Annotated in this window: 19 protein-coding genes and 1 tRNA gene; 14 read left to right on the top strand and 6 right to left on the bottom strand. The window is 65.7% G+C overall.

Going from position 1 to position 18257, the window contains the following annotated elements; translation table 11 throughout:
* The first annotated feature begins 113 nt into the window (after positions 1-113).
* The 6 genes from NGM07_RS04565 (at position 114) to NGM07_RS04540 (ending at position 7134) form a co-directional block, all read left to right on the top strand.
* Entirely contained in the window at positions 114-875 is a 762-nt protein-coding gene (locus tag NGM07_RS04565) for a GTP cyclohydrolase III (protein ID WP_253517704.1), read from the top strand.
* A gap of 358 nt (positions 876-1233) precedes the next feature.
* On the top strand, positions 1234-1869 hold the full coding sequence (locus tag NGM07_RS04560; protein WP_253517702.1) for a CBS domain-containing protein: 636 nt from the start codon (positions 1234-1236) through the stop codon (positions 1867-1869).
* A 174-nt stretch (positions 1870-2043) separates the two neighbouring features.
* Complete coding sequence (locus tag NGM07_RS04555; RefSeq protein ID WP_253517700.1) at positions 2044-3450, top strand: branched-chain amino acid ABC transporter permease; 1407 nt, start codon at positions 2044-2046, stop codon at positions 3448-3450.
* 1 nt (position 3451) lies between these two features.
* The gene (locus tag NGM07_RS04550; RefSeq protein WP_253517698.1) at positions 3452-5353 is read left to right on the top strand and encodes a branched-chain amino acid ABC transporter permease; all 1902 of its coding nucleotides are present in this window, start codon (positions 3452-3454) and stop codon (positions 5351-5353) included.
* Entirely contained in the window at positions 5350-6390 is a 1041-nt protein-coding gene (locus NGM07_RS04545; protein ID WP_382194677.1) for an ABC transporter ATP-binding protein, read from the top strand. The genes NGM07_RS04550 and NGM07_RS04545 overlap by 4 nt, the downstream gene beginning before the upstream one ends.
* A gap of 3 nt (positions 6391-6393) precedes the next feature.
* Complete coding sequence (locus NGM07_RS04540) at positions 6394-7134, top strand: ABC transporter ATP-binding protein (protein ID WP_253517696.1); 741 nt, start codon at positions 6394-6396, stop codon at positions 7132-7134.
* Between the two features lie 117 nt (positions 7135-7251).
* Here the strand turns inward: NGM07_RS04540 and NGM07_RS04535 are convergent, their stop codons facing one another.
* The 3 genes from NGM07_RS04535 to NGM07_RS04525 all read right to left on the bottom strand — a co-directional run bounded on the left by NGM07_RS04535 (position 7252) and on the right by NGM07_RS04525 (position 10381).
* A complete protein-coding gene (locus tag NGM07_RS04535; RefSeq protein ID WP_253517694.1) occupies positions 7252-7530 on the bottom strand; it encodes a hypothetical protein in 279 nt (92 codons plus the stop codon).
* Between the two features lie 98 nt (positions 7531-7628).
* A complete protein-coding gene (locus NGM07_RS04530) occupies positions 7629-8987 on the bottom strand; it encodes an ABC transporter substrate-binding protein (RefSeq protein WP_253517691.1) in 1359 nt (452 codons plus the stop codon).
* 131 nt (positions 8988-9118) lie between these two features.
* Positions 9119-10381: an ABC transporter substrate-binding protein gene (locus NGM07_RS04525; RefSeq protein WP_253517688.1), complete on the bottom strand. Its 1263-nt coding sequence runs from the start codon at positions 10379-10381 to the stop codon at positions 9119-9121.
* A gap of 145 nt (positions 10382-10526) precedes the next feature.
* Between NGM07_RS04525 and NGM07_RS04520 the strand changes: the two genes are divergently transcribed.
* From NGM07_RS04520 to NGM07_RS04505, 4 genes are all read left to right on the top strand, one after another.
* Positions 10527-11750, top strand: coding sequence for a phosphoglycerate kinase (locus NGM07_RS04520; RefSeq protein ID WP_253517686.1), 1224 nt, complete (start codon positions 10527-10529; stop codon positions 11748-11750).
* Entirely contained in the window at positions 11751-12266 is a 516-nt protein-coding gene (locus NGM07_RS04515) for a GNAT family N-acetyltransferase (protein ID WP_253517683.1), read from the top strand.
* A 17-nt stretch (positions 12267-12283) separates the two neighbouring features.
* Positions 12284-12357 (top strand) — tRNA-Thr (locus NGM07_RS04510).
* A gap of 144 nt (positions 12358-12501) precedes the next feature.
* On the top strand, positions 12502-13008 hold the full coding sequence (locus NGM07_RS04505; RefSeq protein WP_253517680.1) for a hypothetical protein: 507 nt from the start codon (positions 12502-12504) through the stop codon (positions 13006-13008).
* A gap of 228 nt (positions 13009-13236) precedes the next feature.
* On the opposite strand, the gene NGM07_RS04500 is transcribed toward NGM07_RS04505, so the two are convergent.
* From NGM07_RS04500 to NGM07_RS04490, 3 genes are all read right to left on the bottom strand, one after another.
* Positions 13237-13455, bottom strand: coding sequence for a hypothetical protein (locus NGM07_RS04500; RefSeq protein WP_253517677.1), 219 nt, complete (start codon positions 13453-13455; stop codon positions 13237-13239).
* Positions 13456-13653: 198 nt separating this feature from the next.
* The gene (locus tag NGM07_RS04495; protein ID WP_253517676.1) at positions 13654-14514 is read right to left on the bottom strand and encodes a ubiquinol-cytochrome c reductase iron-sulfur subunit; all 861 of its coding nucleotides are present in this window, start codon (positions 14512-14514) and stop codon (positions 13654-13656) included.
* Between the two features lie 229 nt (positions 14515-14743).
* Positions 14744-14974, bottom strand: coding sequence for a TrmB family transcriptional regulator (locus NGM07_RS04490; protein WP_253517674.1), 231 nt, complete (start codon positions 14972-14974; stop codon positions 14744-14746).
* Positions 14975-15364: 390 nt separating this feature from the next.
* Between NGM07_RS04490 and NGM07_RS04485 the strand changes: the two genes are divergently transcribed.
* The 4 genes from NGM07_RS04485 (at position 15365) to cheB (ending at position 18255) form a co-directional block, all read left to right on the top strand.
* On the top strand, positions 15365-16027 hold the full coding sequence (locus NGM07_RS04485) for a DUF7500 family protein (protein ID WP_253517673.1): 663 nt from the start codon (positions 15365-15367) through the stop codon (positions 16025-16027).
* A 107-nt stretch (positions 16028-16134) separates the two neighbouring features.
* On the top strand, positions 16135-16701 hold the full coding sequence (locus NGM07_RS04480; RefSeq protein ID WP_253517671.1) for a chemotaxis protein CheW: 567 nt from the start codon (positions 16135-16137) through the stop codon (positions 16699-16701).
* Between the two features lie 148 nt (positions 16702-16849).
* Entirely contained in the window at positions 16850-17212 is a 363-nt protein-coding gene (gene cheY, locus NGM07_RS04475; RefSeq protein ID WP_253517669.1) for a chemotaxis protein CheY, read from the top strand.
* Positions 17209-18255: a chemotaxis-specific protein-glutamate methyltransferase CheB gene (gene cheB / locus NGM07_RS04470; protein WP_253517667.1), complete on the top strand. Its 1047-nt coding sequence runs from the start codon at positions 17209-17211 to the stop codon at positions 18253-18255. Before cheY ends, cheB begins: the two co-directional genes overlap by 4 nt.
* The last annotated feature ends 2 nt before the right edge of the window (positions 18256-18257 follow it).

Below are 18257 nucleotides of genomic sequence, written 5' to 3'. Positions count from 1 at the left end.
GGTCGTTCGAACGGTCAACCGGTTCGGCGAGTCGGTCGTCGCCGCCACAGTTCTGGAACCGCTACCAGAATTAGGACGACTTATAACCCCGAAACGCAAACTCTCGCGTAACTGTGACGAACGCGCAGGTCACCCTCGTTCAGATCGACAACTACGGGCCGTGGACAGTGACGCCGGAACCCCGTCGGGAGGTCGACCTCCAGACGCTCCAGTCTCGCCTCTACGCCGACCTCTCACAGCTGGTCGGCAACCGCGAGGGCTACGTCTTCTTCACCCGATTCGACAACATGGTCGCCGTGACCAACGGGATGGACGAAGACGCCCACGCGCTGGTTCAGGAGTCGGTGGGCAACCGCTACCCCGTGACGGTCAGCCTCGGCGTGGCGGCCGACCCCCGACCGGTCGCGGCGCTGGCGGAGGCGACCGATCTCCTCCAGGACGCCGGGAGCGCCCAGGACCACGAACGGACCGAGATTCTGCGGGGTCGCCCGCTCGCCCCCGACGAGCGCGCCGCCGACGATGTCCAGATCGCACACTTCGACGTCAACGACGCGACCGGCAAGTACACCGACCAACTGAACGCCTTCGACTCGTTCATCCACATCGAGCAGGGCTACGCCGAACTGATGCAGTACATGCGCCGGGCCCACGACGCCCTCTCGTTCTTCGTCGGCGGCGACAACGTCATCGCGGTGTGTCCCGACCTCGACGAGGCGGCCTACCGCGACGCCGTCGAACACGTCGAGGAGACCGCCGAAGTCGAACTCAAGGTCGGCGTTGGCCAGGCCGACAACGCCCAGTCGGCCGGCATGGCCGCCAAGCACGCGCTGGAGGACTGCCGAGACGACGACGACCGCATCGTGCTCGACGTCTGAACGGCGTTCGCATCATTCTCGCCGTCTGATTCCGAAGACGGTTGCCGACAGCGTCCGAGCGACGACCGTCCTCAAACGGCGTCCGTCCGAGCAGAATCGCGTCGCGAGAACGACCCCGAGCGCGTCGGCCGATTCGGCCGAATCGGCCGACGCGCTCGGAATCCGACGCTCGTTCGAGGGATTCCGCGTGGGTCGGGGACTCTCCCGATTCGCCCGGCGCACCTCCCATCGGCAGGTTCGCCGGGCGTCGAGAAACCGGCAGAGAGCCCTCGTCTCCCGATAACTTATTACATAGGCCCGCTCCGGGCTTAAAACTGCCGGGGATACCTTTTAGCGCCAACGTGCGATACGTTCGCACATGGAACGCGAAGTCACAGTCCGGGACGTCATGACCCGCGAATACGTCGGGGTCAACGAGGGGGACAGCGTCCTCGGAACGGTCGAACTCATGTGCGAGGAGGGCGTCGGGAGCGTGGTCGTCCTCCGGGGAAGCGACCCGGTCGGCATCGTGACCGAATCCGACGTGCTCGAACTCGTCGCCGCCCGGGGCGATCCCGCCGCGACGGCGGTCGGCGAGGTGATGTCCGAACCGGTCATCTCGATGGAGGCCGACAGAGGGCTGTCGGACGCCGCCGGAACGATGTCGAGAAACGACATCCGACGCATCCTGGTCACCGTCGACGGCGAACTCGTCGGCGTCGTGGACGAGCGCGACGTCATCTCGGCGTCGGCGTCGCTCTCGGGCGTCCCCTCCCCGAACGACGACTCCCGGGAGATCGCCGAGCAGTTCGCCGCCGGTTCGGGGCCGGGGACCGACGCGGGCGGCGGCTCCGGCCCGGACGCTCGAAGCAATCCAGTCGGTAACGGCGAGATTAGCAACGACGAGCGCGCGGAGTACTCCGACCGGAGCATCTGCGAAACCTGCGGCACGCTGAGTCGGGAACTCTCGAACGTCAACGGCCAACTCATCTGCGCCAACTGCAGAGAAGTGTAGATTCGGTAACTGTGCCGTCAGAGGTCGGACTCATGTTTTCCGACGCCGTTGTGCGAAAAAGCACAAGACACAAATAGGTCCCCCATGCGAACATATGTAGTATGGTACGTTGTCACAGGTCGGCACATGAGGTGGTAAACGATGCCACCTAGCACGGGTCTTATTAACGCGGTCATGAACGGACTCGTCACGGGGAGCATCGTCGCGCTCGGCGCCATCGGACTGGCGCTGGTGTACAACATCGCAGAGGTGCCGAACTTCGCCCACGGCGAGTTGCTGATGCTCGGGGCGTACGCGGCGCTGTTCGTCAACCGGCCGGCGACCGTCCCGGTGTTCGAACTGCTGTCGGAGACGGCCCGCGACCTCAGCACGGCCGGGTTCGCCGTGCTGTTCCTGCTGACGGTGGTCGCCGCGCTCGGCGCGGTGTACCTGCTCGGCGGGGCGGCGGCGTTGAAGGGGTCGTGGTGGCCCGGCGATCCGAATCCGGCGCTGGCGCTGGCGGTCCACCTCGCGGCCGCCGCGGCGCTCGGCGGGGTCGTCGTCGTCGGCTTCCCGTCCATCTGGGCCGGCCTGCTGCTGTCGGCCATCGTGCTGGCGGCGGTCGCGCCGCTGTTGGAGAAGGTCATCTTCCGGAAGTTCCGCGCGAAGGAGGCGTCGCTGGCGACGATGCTCATCGTCACCCTCGGCCTCTCGTTCGTGCTCCGGTTCAGCACCCAGGCGTTCTACGGCGGGCAGGTCCGGAGCTACCAGGTGCCCCAGGTCGGCACCGTGTTCGGCTACGACGTCGGCCTGTCGGCCGCGAAGTTCTTCGACTTCTACGCGAGCGGGTCGGGCCTCGTCCTGCAGGTCATCGACAGCGGGCCGAACCCGCCCCAGACCATGGCGACGCTGTCGTACTCGTGGCTCGCGCTCGTCGCGCTCGTCGTCGTGACGCTCGGCCTCGCGGCCGCGACCTACCGCTTCCGCCGGGGCGACGAGGGCTACGGCGGTCAGACCGTCGGGCCGAAACTCAGCGCGGCCGTCGTCGGCGCCGTCTCGTTCGTCGCGCTCCTGTTCGTGCTCGGCGGGAGCGGGTCGGTCCCCGCCAGTCCCGACTGGTCGTCGCGCGTGCGCCTGTCGGTGATGCGCGCGTCGGTCATCTTCATCGCGCTGGCGATGATGGGCGGTCTGCACTTCCTGCTTCAGGAGACGAAGCTCGGCAAGGCGATGCGGGCCTCCAGCGACAACATCGACCTCGCGAAGATCACCGGCATCAACACCGACCGGGTGATGATGGCGACCTGGATCATCGCAGGGGCGTTCGCCGCCGTCGGCGGCGTGATGCTCGGAGTCCTGTTCAGTCAGCTCACGGTCAACATGGGATTCTTCCTGTTGCTGCCGATGTTCGCGGGCGTCATCCTCGGCGGCTTACAGTCGGTGTACGGCGCGATTCTGGGGAGCTACATCGTCGGCCTTTCGATGGACGTCGGACTGTTCGCCATCCCCGGCATCGAGTCGTCGGTCTACCGCATCCCCATCGCGTTCGTCATCCTGCTGATCGTGTTGCTCGTCAAACCGGAAGGCATCACGGGAGGGAGCTGAGATGGCACTTTCCAGTAGTCTCGTCTCGCTCGGCATCATCGTGGGTATCTACGCGATACTCGCGCTCGGACTGAACATCAAGTTCGGCTACACCGGCCTGCTCGACATCGGGCACGTCGCGTTCTATCTGGTCGGCGCGTACGTCACCGCCTTGCTGGTCTTACCACCCGCCAGCGAGCAGCAGTTCGCGACCTACGTCCTCGGGTGGAACTGGCCGTGGCTCCCGGCCATCGCGGTCGGTACCGTCGTGGCCGGAATCATGGGCCTGCTGGTCGCGCTCCCGGCGATTCGGCTCCGGGAGGACTACCTGGCAATCGCGGTGCTCGGCATCTCGGTCATCCTGAAGCGGGTCGTCCAGGTCGAGGGGTGGCTGGCGAACGGCCCCGGGTCGCTCCGCGGCTTCGAACAGCCGCTCCGGGACGGCTTCCCGCTCCCCGGCGAGGGACTGGCGGCGGCCGCGCTGTTCGGCTTCGTCGTCCTCGTCCTCTGGACGGTGGCGACCTACTTGCTCGCGCAGGTCGGCACCCGACCCGACTCTGAACTCACCGCCGATGGAGGGAAGCCCGCCGAACCCGGCCCGGCGGCCGACGGCGGCGTCACCGCGGGCCGGACGATTTCGGGCCCCGGCATCGGCGGGAAGATCGTCGACGGACTGCTCGCGGTGACGACCCTCGGTATCGGATACGTCGCCGCCCGGCGCGCGCGTTCCGAGACGAGCGAAACCGAACAGCGCTACCTGCTCGGCGCGGGCGTACTGTTCGGCGCGGCGGCGTTCGCGGTCACCGGCCTCGCGTTCGAGTGGTGGCTGGGCGCGGTCGTCTTCGCCGCGCTCGCCGCGGGATTCTACGGCGCGGACCAGCGCTGGGTCCCCCTGGCTGGCGCGGTCGCGGCGACCGTGGCGTTCGCGGCCGCCTTCGTCGTCGGCGAGTCGCCGATGGTGACGTTCGTCTTCCTCGGACTCCTCTCGCTGTTCACGTGGGTGTTCGGGGCCGTCGCGGTCGCCCGCCGCTACAGCGACCTCGACCGACGGGACTTCCTGCTCGCGCTGGGTCTGGCCGTGGTGTTCGTCGCGACGTTCGTCCCGCTCATCGTCATGGGCGGGGGCGGCGACGAGAGCAGCAGCATCGGGCTGTTCCTCACGATGGCGCTGCTGTCGGCGTTCCTCTACGGCGTCTACTACGTCGGGTCGCGCTGGGAGCGGTACGGCTCCGGCACCGAGTTCGTCCGCATCGTCGGCGTCGGGGCCATCTGGCTGTTCGCCATCCGGTACTTCGTGATGGCGAACATCGAACCGCTCAAGCGCGCCGGCGTCGGCGGCGTCGTGAACAACACGCTCCAGAACCTCGCGTGGCTGTTGAAGTTCACCGCGAGCGGCGCCGAGTTCGACTACTCGCGGTTCCTGCTGGTGCTGACGCTGGCGTCGCTGGCGTTGGTGTACTACCTCTCGGAGATAACGGTCGAGTCGCCGTTCGGCCGGGTGCTCAAGGCCATCCGCGAGGACGAGGACGTGGCGACGTCGCTCGGCAAGAACACCTTCGCGTACAAGGTCCAGGGCATGATGCTCGGGTCGGCGCTCGCCGGATTCGCCGGCGGCCTGACCGCCATCTACTTCCAGAGCCTGGTCCACACCATGTTCGCGCCGCGCGTGACGTTCATCGCGTTCCTCGTACTCATCATCGGCGGGACCGCGAACAACAAGGGGATGATTCTCGGGTCGGTCATCTACTGGGCGTTCCAGAAGGCGACCGCCGACATCGCCGGGTTCTTCCCGACGGCGGCGCGGTCGTCGGTGCAGGCGCTCCGACTCGCGTTCATCGGCGCGCTGCTCATCATCATTCTCTACTACCGTCCCGAGGGCCTGTGGGGAGAGAAACAGAAGAACGAGGAGGTGACCGACACGTGAGCCAACGATCCGAAACCGAACGAACCGAGAGCCGGCAATCCACGACCGACCGACCGGAAACCGACCACGGAACCGGCGAGGCGATACTCGAAGTCGAGGGTCTGCGCAAGACGTTCGGCGGCATCACCGCCGTCGACGGCGCGACGTTCGAAGTTGAGGAGGGGACCGTCACGGGACTCATCGGCCCGAACGGGGCCGGCAAGACCACGACGTTCAACCTCATCAGCGGCTTCTACAAGCCAGACGGCGGGTCGGTGAAGTACCGCGGTACCGACCTCCAGGACCTCATGCGCCCGAGCGAAACCGAACAGGGCATCTGGATGGGCGCGTCGGGGCTGAGCTTCGGCGGCATCGGCCTGGCCTCGGCGGTCGCCGCCGGGATGACCGCGGTCGGGGTCGGCGGCGCGGCGGTCGTCGGCGCGGGCGTCGGCGCCGGCCTCTACCAGGCCCAGGAACGGGTCAAGGACGACTACCTCGACTACAAGCACAGCCGACCGTTCCGGGTGTCGCAGGCCGGCCTCTCGCGGACGTTCCAGATCACCCGCGAACTCCAGGGGATGACCGTGCTGGAGAACCTGATGCTCGCGCCCCAGGACCAGCGCGGCGAGAACCTCGCCAACACCTGGTTCCGCCGGCGGTCGGTCGCGGCCGAGGAGGACGAGATTCGCGAGCGCGCGCTCGACATGCTCGACCTGCTGGAACTCGACCACCTCACCAACGAGTACGCGGGCAACCTCTCGGGCGGTCAGCGGAAACTGCTCGAACTGGGCCGGGTGCTGATGACCGACCCCGACCTCATCCTGCTGGACGAACCCGTGGCGGGGGTCAACCCCGCGCTGACGCAGAAGTTACTGCGGCGAATCGAGAAGTTGCGGGACGAAGGCTACACGTTCTGCATCGTCGAACACGACATGGAGGTCATCATGAACCTCTCGGACACCATCATCGTCATGGACCAAGGCAAGAAGCTAATGGAAGGCACGCCGGCGGAGGTACAGAGCGACCAGCGAGTCATCGACGCCTACCTGGGGGGATAACGGATGGCGCTACTCGAAGCCCGCGACGTAGTATCGGGCTACGGCGACGCACAGATCCTCCACGGGGTGTCGATGGACGTCGCCGACGACGAAATCGTCTGCATCATCGGGCCCAACGGCGCGGGCAAGTCGACGTTCATGAAGGCCGTCTTCGGCCTCATCGACTGCTGGGAGGGGTCGGTGACGTTCGCGGACGAGGACATCACCGACCTCCGACCCGACGAGATCACCCGCGAGGGGATGTGTTACGTCCCGCAGGTCGAGAACGTCTTCCCGACGCTGACGGTTCGGGAGAATCTGGAGATGGGCGCGTACATTCTGGACGAGGTGCCCGATAGCGCGCTCGACGAGGTGTTCGAGCGCTTCCCCATCCTGGAGGAGCGCCAGAACCAGAAGGCCGGGACGATGAGCGGCGGCCAGCAACAGATGCTCGCGATGGGTCGCGGCCTGATGGTCGACCCCGACCTGATGCTGGTCGACGAGCCCTCGGCGGGGCTTGCGCCCGACCTGGTCGACGACGTGTTCGAGAAGATCATCGAGATCAACGAGTCGGGCACGGCCATCCTGATGGTCGAGCAGAACGCCCGGAAGGCCCTGCGCAACTCCGACCGAGGCTACGTGCTGGAGATGGGCGAGAACCGCTTCGAGGACACCGGCATGGCGCTGCTGGAGAACGAGGAGGTCATCGACCTCTACCTCGGTGGCGGTGGCGGCGACGCCGGCGAGGCCGCGAGCGGCGACTGAGCGCGCCGGCGCTCACCGGAGGCGGAAACGTCGGGGTGCGTCGTGGCCCGACGTTTCCGCTCGGTGGTTTTCTCTCCTCGATTGTGCGGTTCCCGTCTGCTCCTCTCGACGCTCCCGCTACCGGCGACTTTCCTCCTCCTCCGAGGCGAAGCCGAACTCGAACTCCATCGTTCCGTCTATCTGGACCTTCACGCCGCCGAGTTGCTCTGAAACCTGCCCCCGGGCCTCCGAACTCGGTTCGACGGTGACGGAGGCGGTGTTCTTGGTGTCGTTGTAGTTGACGTTCCCCACCACGACGTCGAAGTCGAAGAGGTTCGGCACCTCCTCGCGGAGGAGGTTCTTGACCCCCTGAATCTCCCGCTGGGCGTCGGCCAGTTCGTCGTTCAGGTTCGACATCGCACTCGTTACGCGATGCGAATTGTTAACGGTTGTCCCGGACTGGTCCGGTCGCTCACAGGCGCCGTTCGCCGAAAAATAGGACCGCGCGGTGCGGACTACAGTTTGCCCTTGAAGAACTCCCGGGGAATCGTCTCCAGGGTCTTCAGCGAGCCGTCCTGCTGGACCTGCAGGATGGCGAACTGGTTGAGCGGTTCGAGCGAGTTGTTGAGGTTGACGGGACTCGATGCGCCCTGGTAGTTGATGTCGGCGCCGTTGCTCAGGAGGTCCTTTGCCTTCTGGAACTCCCCGACGGTCACCACCTCGCCGGCGGGCTGGCCGCCGCCCGTCGCGGTGCCGGTCGCGGTCTGGTTGGCGGCCGTCTGGTTGCCCGCAGCGGTCGTGGCGGTCTGCTGGCTGGCGCCCTCCTCGGGCCGCGAAACCGACTGGATGTTCTTCGCGATGGCGGTGCCGGAGACCTCGCCGCCGGCCTGCATCCCCAGCGCCATCAGGAACAGGCAGTCGTAGGCGTGGGGCGCGAACAGGGTGTTGGCCTGCTGGCCCATCTTCTGCTCGAATCGGGTGGCACCCCGGGTCTGCTCGGGGTTCGGCGAGGCGACGTACATCCCGCTGGTGATGTTGCTCAGACTCTTGAGGAAGTCCGGCGAGTTCAACCCCTCGCTGAGCACCCACTCGCCGCCGTAGCCGCCGTTCTGCCACTGCTGGAGGATGGTCCGGCCGTTGCCGGGATAGCCGATGAACCCTACCGCGTCGGGGTTGCCTTGGAACACCTGGTCGAGCGTCGAGGTGTAGTCGGTCGACCGCTGGTCGTAGCCGACCATCGCGGTCGTCTCGCCCTGGAACTGTGCGCGCGCTTTCTCGGCGAGCCCCTGGCCGTAGGGGTTGTTGACGTAGAGGAACGCGGCTCGCTGTGCTCCGATGTACTGCTGGTCGCTGAGGATGCGGCCCATCACGATTCCCTGCTGGGCGTCGTTGGGCGCGGTGCGGCCGAAGTACTTCACCGACTGGTCCTCGTTGTAGCCGATCTCGGCCAGCGCGGGCGAGGTCGAGGCGTTGCTCATCTGCATCACCTGGTCGGCCGCGACGTTCTGGGCCAGCGGGACCGACACGCCGCTGGAGGCCGCGCCGACGAACCCGACGATGTTCTGTTCGTTCACCAGCGACTGGTACTGCTGGATGGCCCGCGAGGGCTGGGTCTGGCTGTCGGTGTTGTTCATCTGAATCTGGCGTCCGAGCGGGCCGCCGGCGTCGTTGACGTCCTGTACGGCGACGTTGACCGCCTTCTGCATCCCGCTTCCGTACGCGCTCAGATCGCCGGTGATGGGGAGAATCGACCCCATCGGGATGGGTCCGCCCTGCCCACTCGCCGACGTTGACAGTCCGACCAACCCGGCCACCCCCGCGGCCGTCGTGGCTTTCAGGTACGCGCGTCGCGTCGTTCGATAGTTCTCTGACATCTCCGCCGTATCACACCACGAGGATTATAATAAATGATTGTGTAATCGGACCGGTGGGTCGGCGGAAAGTTCAACGTCCGGACGTGAACGAGAGACAGAAAGAACCGCTCGTCGACGGCCCTCGACCGGGATTACAGCTTTCCTTCGAAGTACGAGCGCGGAATCGTCTCCAGCACTTCGGCCTTCCCGCTCTTGACCTGCATCACGGCGAACTGGTTGAGCGGTTCGAGCGACTCGTTCATGTCGACCGGACTCGACGCGCCCTGGTAGTTGATGTCGGTGCCGTCGTCGAGAAGGTCCTTGGCCTTCTGGAACTCGCCGACCGTGACCTTCTGACCGCCCCGGGAAACCGAGCGGAAGTTCTTGGCGATGGCGGTCCCGGACGCCTCGCCCGCCTTGTGCATGGCGAGCGCCTGGAGCACGAGGCCGTCGTAGGCGTGGGCCGCGAACAGGGTGTTCTTCGAACCCATTTCCTTCTCGAACTTCGACGCGCCGTCGGTCGCCTCCGGGTTCGGCGACGCCAGGTACATCCCGTCGGTGATGTCCTTGAGGTCGCTGAAGAAGCCGGGGTCGTTCAGGCCCTCGCTGAGCACCCACTGGCCGCCGTAGCCGCCGTTCGACCACTGCTTGAGGATGGTCTTCCCGTTACCGGGGTAGCCGACGAAGCCGACCGCGTCGGGATTGCCCGCGAACACTTCGTCGAGCGTGGAGGTGTAGTCGCTGGACTTCTTGTCGTAGCCGACCATCGCGGTCGTCTCGCCGGGGAACGCCGCCTTGGCCTTCTCCGCCAGTCCCTGGCCGTACTCGTTGTTGACGTAGAGGAAGGCGGCCTTCTTCGCGCCGATGTACTTCTTGTCGTTGAGGATGCGGCCCATCACGATGCCCTGCTGGCCGTCGTTGGGCGCGGTGCGGCCGAAGTACTTCACCGACTTGTCGTCGTTGTAGCCCATGTTCGCCAGCACCGGTGAGGTCGAGGCGTTGCTCACCTGCATCACCTGGTCGGCGGCGATGTTCTCCGCGATGGTCGTCGACACGCCGCTGGAGGCCGCGCCGACGAAGCCGATGATGCTCTGCTCCTCGACCAGGGTCTTGTACTTCTGGGCCGCCTTGCTCGGCTTGGTTTCGCTGTCCTCGTTGTGGAGGTTGATTTCACGTCCGAGCGGACCGCCGGCGTCGTTGATGTGCTTGGCCGCCAGGTTGACCGCCTCCTGCATGCCGCCGCCGTAGGCGCTCAGCGCACCGGTGATGGGGAGGATGGACCCCATGTGGATGGGTCCGCCGCCTCCGCTCCCGGAGATGCTACTGATGCAACCGGAGAGGCCGGTGAGTCCGGCCGCCCCGACTGCGCCCGTGATCTTCAGATACTTGCGACGCGACTTGTCCATGCCTGTCATAGTCTACCAGATTGTCTCACAGGTGGTATAAAAAGATTTGCAAAACGTCAGCGTCCCGCACGCTCGGAAAAACTAACTCTATTTCGAATTCAGATTTGTCACCTCGCCCGACACATATATGCCGCCCGCTGTCGGATTCACGTGTATGGCGATAGAAACCCTGGACGACCTCGCCGTCCAAGGGACCACGCTCGGAGTGCGTATCGACATCAACAGTCCGCTCGCCGACGACGGTGACCTCGCCGACGACGCCCGCCTCCGCGCACACGTCGACACCCTCTCGGAACTCTTAGAACGGGGCGGCCGGGTCGCCGTCCTCGCCCACCAGGGTCGCCCCGGCGGCGACCAGTTCGGTCCCCTCCGACCCCACGCCGACCGCCTCGACGAACTGCTCGACGCCCCCGTCGGCTACTCCGACGCCACCTTCTCGGCCGACGCCCGCAGCGCGGTCGAAGCGCTGGACGACGGCGAAGCGGTCGTACTGGAGAACACCCGATTCTACAGCGAGGAGTACATGGAGTTCCCGCCCGACCGCGCCGCCGAAACTCACCTCGTCGAGGGCCTCGCGCCCGTCCTCGACGCCTACGTCAACGACGCGTTCGCGGCCGCCCACCGCTCTCAGCCCTCCATCGTCGGCTTCCCCGAGCGGCTCCCGGGCTACGCCGGCCGGGTGATGGAGCGCGAACTCGACGTGCTCGGCGACATCGAGAGCACGCCCGAACCCCGGGTCTACGCCGTCGGCGGGGCGAAGGTCCCGGACTCGATGGCGGTCGCCGAGAGCGTCCTCGACCGCGGACTCGCCGACCGGGTTGCGACGACCGGCGTCGTCGCCAACGTCTTCCTGCTGGCCCGCGACGTCGACCTCGGTGAGGCCAGCACCGAGTTCATCTACGACCGGGGGTACGAGAGCGAGATCGACCGCGCCGGCGACCTGTTGGACGAGTACGGCGACCGCATCCTCCTGCCCGCCGACGTCGCCGTCGAGCGTGACGGCGAGCGCCACGAACTGAGCCTCGACGAACTCCCGCCGAACGAAGGGGAGGCCGTGATGGACGTCGGGTCCGAAACCATCGAGCGGTACGCCGAACGCTTCCGGGAAGCCGGAACGGTCGTCCTCAACGGGCCGGCGGGCGTCTTCGAAGACGAGACGTTCGCCCGCGGGACGCGGGAGATATTCGGCGCCGCCGCGGCCGCCGACTACAGCATTGTCGGCGGCGGCGACACCGCGGCGGCCATCCGGCGGTTCGAACTGGAGGGCTTCGACCACGTGAGCACGGGCGGCGGCGCGGCGCTCCGGATGCTCACGGGCGACGACCTGCCGGCGGTCGAGGTGCTCCGAACCGCCACCGTCGAACCAATCACGAACTGAATGGTTTCGGTCGAACCGGCGACGAGCCGCGACGTGGACGCCCTCGCCGACCGCTGGGTCGAACTCGCCGAGGGCCAGCGCTCGTTCGGCTCGCACCTCCTGGCGGCGGCGAACCGCTCGCAGGTCCGGGCGGCCCTCGCCCGGAGCGTCGTCGGCGACGACCTCCTCGTGGCCAGGGACGAGGAATCGGCCGACTCCGGGGCGTCCGAGCCGTCGGGGGACGCCATCGTCGGCTTCGTCATGTTCACCGTCGAGTCGAGCTACTACGACCAGGACGTAACGCGCGGCGTCGTCCAGAACATCCACGTCGACCCCGACCGCCGCGGGGGAGGGGTCGGAACGGCGCTGCTCGCGGCCGCCGAGCGGGCGCTCGCCGACCGCGGCGTCGACATCGTCGCGCTCGAAGTGATGGCCGACAACGAAGCCGCCCGGCGATTCTACCGGCGACGGGGCTATCGTCCGCACCGAATCGAGTTGGAAAAACCGGTCGAAAGCGATACGCTCACAAAGGGGTAGCCCGAACCACCGGGTGCGCCAGGGGAGCTTGGGCGGTTCAAGCACTCGACTTGTAATCGAGGGTTCGTGGGTTCAAATCCCACCCCTGGCTTTCTACGAATCGTTTCTCTCCTGCAGTTACTACCCCCAGCACCGTAGCGCGGGCTATCGAAATCACGAGATTGGGATTTTTCGAGGTAATCGCGCTCTCCACGTCCACACCCTTTTAATAGGTTGCAAAAATATCACGAACAGTATGAGAACAGAAACGTTCGACAAGTGGGTGGACACCTCCGGTTCCGGACTGGAATCTCTGCTACGTCACCGTCTTCTCAAACCACCCTACGGCTACGTAATTGGAGTCGTTCTCTGGCCAGTCTTTATCTCGATTATATCTGTGTGGGCCGCATTGCAGTCTAGTCTCCCCTCGACCGTCGTTACTGTCGGAGGTCTCGTCGTCGGCGTCGGAAGCTTCGTGGTGATAAGCACGAGTTCGGCACTCGTGATGGGGGTAACCGCTTGGAACACCCCGTACGAGCGTATTCCACGACAGTTCGCACTCCTGTTCCTGTCTTTCCTTCTCGCAGTACCGCTGTTCGGTCTGTATCTTAACTGGCCAACGATTCCGTACAGATACGAACTGGGGTTGAGTGCCTTCGTCGCACACGAGCTATCCAAGATCGTATTTCTCGGTCCGGCGATTGGATTTGCGTTCGTAATCTCCCCGCTGGGAGTGCTCGTTCACAGATTTCACCTCGAATGAATGTCTGATTGACGCGGTCAGGCGCTCGGAGTCGGCGCTTCAAGCCGAACGACGTCGACGGTGACCTTCGTTTCGTCGTCGGCGACCGCTTCGACCTGCCCGCCCGAGACGCGGTACGCACTCGAAACCCCTCCGTTCGCCCGTCCTCGTGACCGCCGGCGTCGCCGACTCGGCACGCTCTCCAACGACTTACGTCGCGCGGTCGAACGCGTCGCGGTCGACCGCCGCTCAGTTGAACTTTCCGACGTTCGAGAAGTCGTCGTCCCCGCACTCAGAGCACTGGTTAGGCCGCGAGATGAACACCGAACCGCAACCCGAACACTCGTAGAGGTCGGGGCCGTCGTCGGCTTCGTCCTCTCGCGAGAGGGTGGCGTCGTCGGGACCGGAAGCCGTCGAACCGAACAGTCGTCTTACTCGGTCGACCGCTGCGGAGAGCTTTCGTCTCAATGGTTTTGATTGCTTACCGTGAGTACAAAGTCTTTGTTGTCGCATTACCGCGGGCCGACGGTAACCTGACGGCGCTCCGACGAACCGCAACTCCGGCGGCGTGACGACGGTTCGACGTTTATGCAGGAAATAATGCCGTCGGTAGCGACCGCACCCCGACTCCCCGCTCTCGTCCCCCGATTCGCACCGACCGACGCCTCAGTTCTCCTCGGGGCGAGGGAGCGCCACGAACGACAGTTGCACGATGCTGAACGGGTCGTACACCGACTGGTGGCACTGACAGTAGATCTCGTTGGCCGCGCCGAACTTCGCACTGTCGCGGTAGGCCTTGAACGCGGGCACGCAACAGAAGTGTGTACACTTGTCGAGGTTAGCGACGAACCCCTGCTCCGTGCTCGCCTGCAACCACTGTTCGCCCTGGTCGGCCAACTGTTCGACGTTCGTACTCCGGATTATCTGGACCGGCATCGTCCCGCTCGCGGGCACGTCCTGGGAGCGCCAGGTCGCGAGCGCGGGCTTGCCGATACCGCTTACGCCGATACCGTTACCCCACGTCTCGTAGTCGCTGAAGTCGTCGACGTGAACCTTCGCTCCCGGTTCGACCTCCTGCTGTTGCCACTCGTAGGGCGCCGACCCGGCGTATCGGAAGAAGTTGTCCTGGTCGGCCTCGGGGTCGACGCCGGGATACGTCTGGACGCCGCAGTACTGGAACCACTCGCTCGTGTAGGTGATGCCGCCCAGGTTCATCTCCGCGACCGTGACCGTCTGTCCCTGCTCTTCGACCTCCTTCACCTCGGGCCAGACGCCCTTCAGATACCCCTCCGAGTCGATCTCGATGGGAATCTGGGGCATCCCGCGCGGGGCCGGCCCCGCGACGTTCTCGACGCCGTAGTACTGGACGATACCCCCGCCGGCGCCGGTCGGCGAGGTCGCGGTGTTGACGCTCACCGCCCCGGCCGTCCCGATACCGACTAGTGCTGCGCTGCCGACGACGCCTTTCACGAAACGCCTTCGACCCGATTCGGGCGGATACTTGTCGTCGTCCGGTTCCGTTGCCATGATATTTCCCCCAAACGAGGAAGGGCCGGGAGGCGTAAAACGGTTGCTCGGGTAACCGTCGAATACGAAAGTTTAGCTGACAGTTGCCGCTGACTTTTTACCTCTCCCACGAGTTTGGTCGGGTATGTCTCTGTCAGACGAAGAGCGCGAGCGCATCGCCCAGTTCGCCTCGACACCCCGCCACGAGCGCACGCCCGAACAGCTCTGCCCAGAGGAAGACGAAGAGTAACTACCGTTCGACGACCGCGAATCGCCCGTCCCGCTTCTCCACGAGTTCGCGCTCGCGTAGCGTTCGAAGGATGCTGTACAGCGTGATTTTCTGCAGGTTGAGCGCCGCCTGGAGGTCGTCGATCGACGCCGTCGTCGCCGTGTGCAGGTACAGGTAGACCAGTTTCGCGCGCGGTGATTGTATGTTACTCGGCAACTCCGGCGTCGGTGTCGTCGGTCGTTGAATGCTCATTTCGTCGTTCGACGCGACGCCTTCGACGATAATAAATCTCCGTTACAACGATTGTCGAAAGTCTGGCGGCATCTTCGACGAACACCGGTCCTGCGGCAAGAATTGTCGGTGCGACCCGAATTACGCCGAGCGTACGGCCCGACGAGCGCCCGAATGGGGCGGCGCAGTACTTGTGCCGCTCCTTTTGCGCCCGACAACCATCGTTCGACCGTGAGCCAGTCCGGTCGCGCTGTCTCGATTCGCGGTGCGGTCGCTCGTCGTCTCGGGTACCCGCCGTCGTCCACCGACTCGCGTAACCGTCACTATCGTCGCCGTCGGGCCGCCACGACCGCGGGCCGAAACGGCGACCGGACGGAGGGTTTATATATTGACGGTCGGTACCGTACCTCCATGTGTCCGACGCCGGACGACGGTCGGGACCCCGATGACCGGCGGCCGCTCTCGCCCGACGACCTCGACATCGAGAACGAGGAGAACGTCGTCCCCCTAGATGAGGGCCGGTACGTCATCGGCACCGACGACCGTCCTACCGTCTCGCCGGAAGCGCTCGGAGGTGGTTCGGGCGCCGCCGAATCCGCCGGAAGCGCGACCAACGAGGGCGGGGCCGGCGGAGGCGGCTCCTCGGATGGCTCTCCGGGCGGCGACGCCGGCGCTCCCGGTTCGAACGGAGCCGACGCGCACGCGGCCGTCGACTCGGCGTCGGTTAAGCGATGGCTGGAGGACGACCTCGATAGCGTGAGCGCCCGGTACGGCTTCCACGTCACGGCGAAAGCCGAGGATTCGATTGCCCACCAGCAGCTGTTCTCCGACGACGTGACGACGGTGTTCGACGGCCTCCTCCGGTGGTACGCCCAGCAGTTGACCACCGAAACCCCGGTCGAGGACGTGCTCGGCATCCTACTCACCGAGTCCGACGTCCGGGTGCGCTACACGCTGTCGTGCCTGCGGGCCATCCTCGAAGCCTACGACCTCGGACCCGACGACACCATCGCCGACCTCTACGACGCCGTGCAGGACGACCGCGGAATGGTGTTTCCGCCCGAGGACGTCTGAACCGCGATACGGGCGGCGGTCGTCCGGGCGTCTGCGCGTCTGGGCGGCCGGTCGGTCGTCGTGCCGCTTCGCCGATTATCACCTGCGAGAGACGGGGCGCGGGTTTTATGTACTGGGCTCCGATGTACCAAGCAGAGAGCATTATGGAGGCACAGGAGACGGACCCCGACGCGGGCGAGACCGCCGCCGAGACGCCCGTCGACGCCACCGTCGAAACTCGGCAGGTCGTGGAGTTTCGCCTCGGCGAGGACTACTGCGCGATCGACATCGGCGAGGTCGACAGCATCGTCGAGATAAAGAAGGTGACCCGTATCCCCCGGACGCCCGACTCCATCGACGGCGTGATGGACCTCCGCGGGGAGACGACCGCCATCATCAACCCCCGGACGTTCCTCGGCGTCGACGGCGAGGCGCCCGCGAGCGAAGAGCAGAACGTCCTGGTGTTGGACCGCCCCGACGACAAGCAGAAGATCGGCATCCGGGTCGACGAGGTGCTGGAGGTCGCGACCTACACCGAACACCAGATCGACACCGACGACGACCTCTCGAACCTCGACACCCGCGGCATCGAAGAGCAAGTCTCGCGGGGCATCATCCGCAAGCCCGACGACGACGGCGAACTCGACCTGGTCGTCTGGGTGGACGTCGACGTGATTATCGGCGAACTGAAATAGTACCGACCGGGATTTTCGGCCGCGTCGCTCCTCGGCGAATCAGCCGTTTCGGCCGCCGTGAAGAGAGATATCGGCGAACATCAGCCGTGATAATTGCAGGGGAGCATTTATTTTACCCCCTTTCAAATCAGCCAATTGGTGACTGCGCATGGCAAAGAACGTACTAATCGTTGACGACTCAGAATTTATGCGGAATCTCCTTCGGGAAATTCTCGAAGAGGAGTTCGAGATAGCCGGAGAAGCAGAAAACGGGGTGGAGGCCGTCGAGATGTACAACGAGACCCAGCCGAACCTCGTGATGATGGACATCGTGATGCCGATCCGCGACGGCATCGAGGCCACCACCGAGATCAAGGACAACAACCCCGACTCGAACGTCATCATGTGTACGAGCATCGGGCAGGAAGAGAAGATGAAGAAGGCGATCAAGGCGGGCGCGGACGGCTACATCACGAAGCCCTTCCAGAAACCCAGCGTGATGGACGCCATCAACGACGTCATCTCCGCATGACGAAGGCAGTCGTCGTCGATGACTCCCACTTCATGCGGACGGTCATCTCCGACATTCTGGACGACGGCGGCATCGACGTCGTCGAGCAGGCCAGCGACGGCGAACGGGCCGTGGCGGCGGTGGCCGACCACGAACCGGACGTGGTGACGATGGACGTCGAGATGCCCCGGATGAACGGCATCGAGGCCGTCGAGGAGATCATGGCGACGACCCCCACGCCCGTGGTGATGCTGAGCGCCCACACGAAGGACGGGGCGGAGGCCACCTTCGAGGCGCTGGAGAAGGGCGCGGTCGACTTCCTCGCCAAGCCGGGCGGCGAAGTCTCGACCGAGATTTCGGCCCACCGGGAGACGCTGGTGGAGACGGTCCGGTCGGCGACCCGCGCCGACCTCTCGTCGGTCGCCGAACCGGCCGACGCCGACCCGACCCCGGGGACCATCGAACCCGACCACGGCTACGTCGAGAACCCGACCGTGGTCATCGGCGCGTCGACCGGCGGCCCGCGGGTTGTCGAGCGAGTCGTCTCCGACCTCCCCCGCGAGGCCGACCTCCGGGTGCTCGTCGTCCAGCACATGCCGGACGGCTTCACCGAGCGGTTCGCGGCGCGACTCGACCGCCGGAGCGAGTACTCGGTTTCGGAGGCCGAGGACGGGATGCGAATCGGCGGCGGCGAGGCCGTCGTCGCCAAGGGCGGCTACCACCTGGCGGTCGCCGGCTACGGTCGGGGTCGCCTGCGCCTTCGGCTCACGGAGGACGACCCGATGCACGGGGTGCGGCCCGCCATCGACGTGACGATGGAGACGGCCGCCGAGAAGATCTCGGACCCCCTGACCGGCGTCGTGCTGACCGGCATGGGCGGCGACGGCGCGGCGGGCATCGAGGCCATCAAGGCCGTCGACGGCGCGACCCTCGCCCAGAACGAGGAGACCTGCTCCGTGTTCGGCATCCCGGCGCGAGCCATCGAAACCGGCTGCGTCGACCGCGTGTTGCCGGCCGACGAGATCAGCAAGGCGATTCTGACGACTATCAGCGAGGACGGATAATC

Origin of the sequence: Halorussus vallis (genome assembly GCF_024138165.1) — an archaeon.
Taxonomy (GTDB): Archaea; Halobacteriota; Halobacteria; order Halobacteriales; family Haladaptataceae; genus Halorussus; species Halorussus vallis.
The sequence above is the reverse complement of the archived record's forward strand: the minus strand, read 5'-3'. Positions and strand labels throughout refer to the sequence as shown.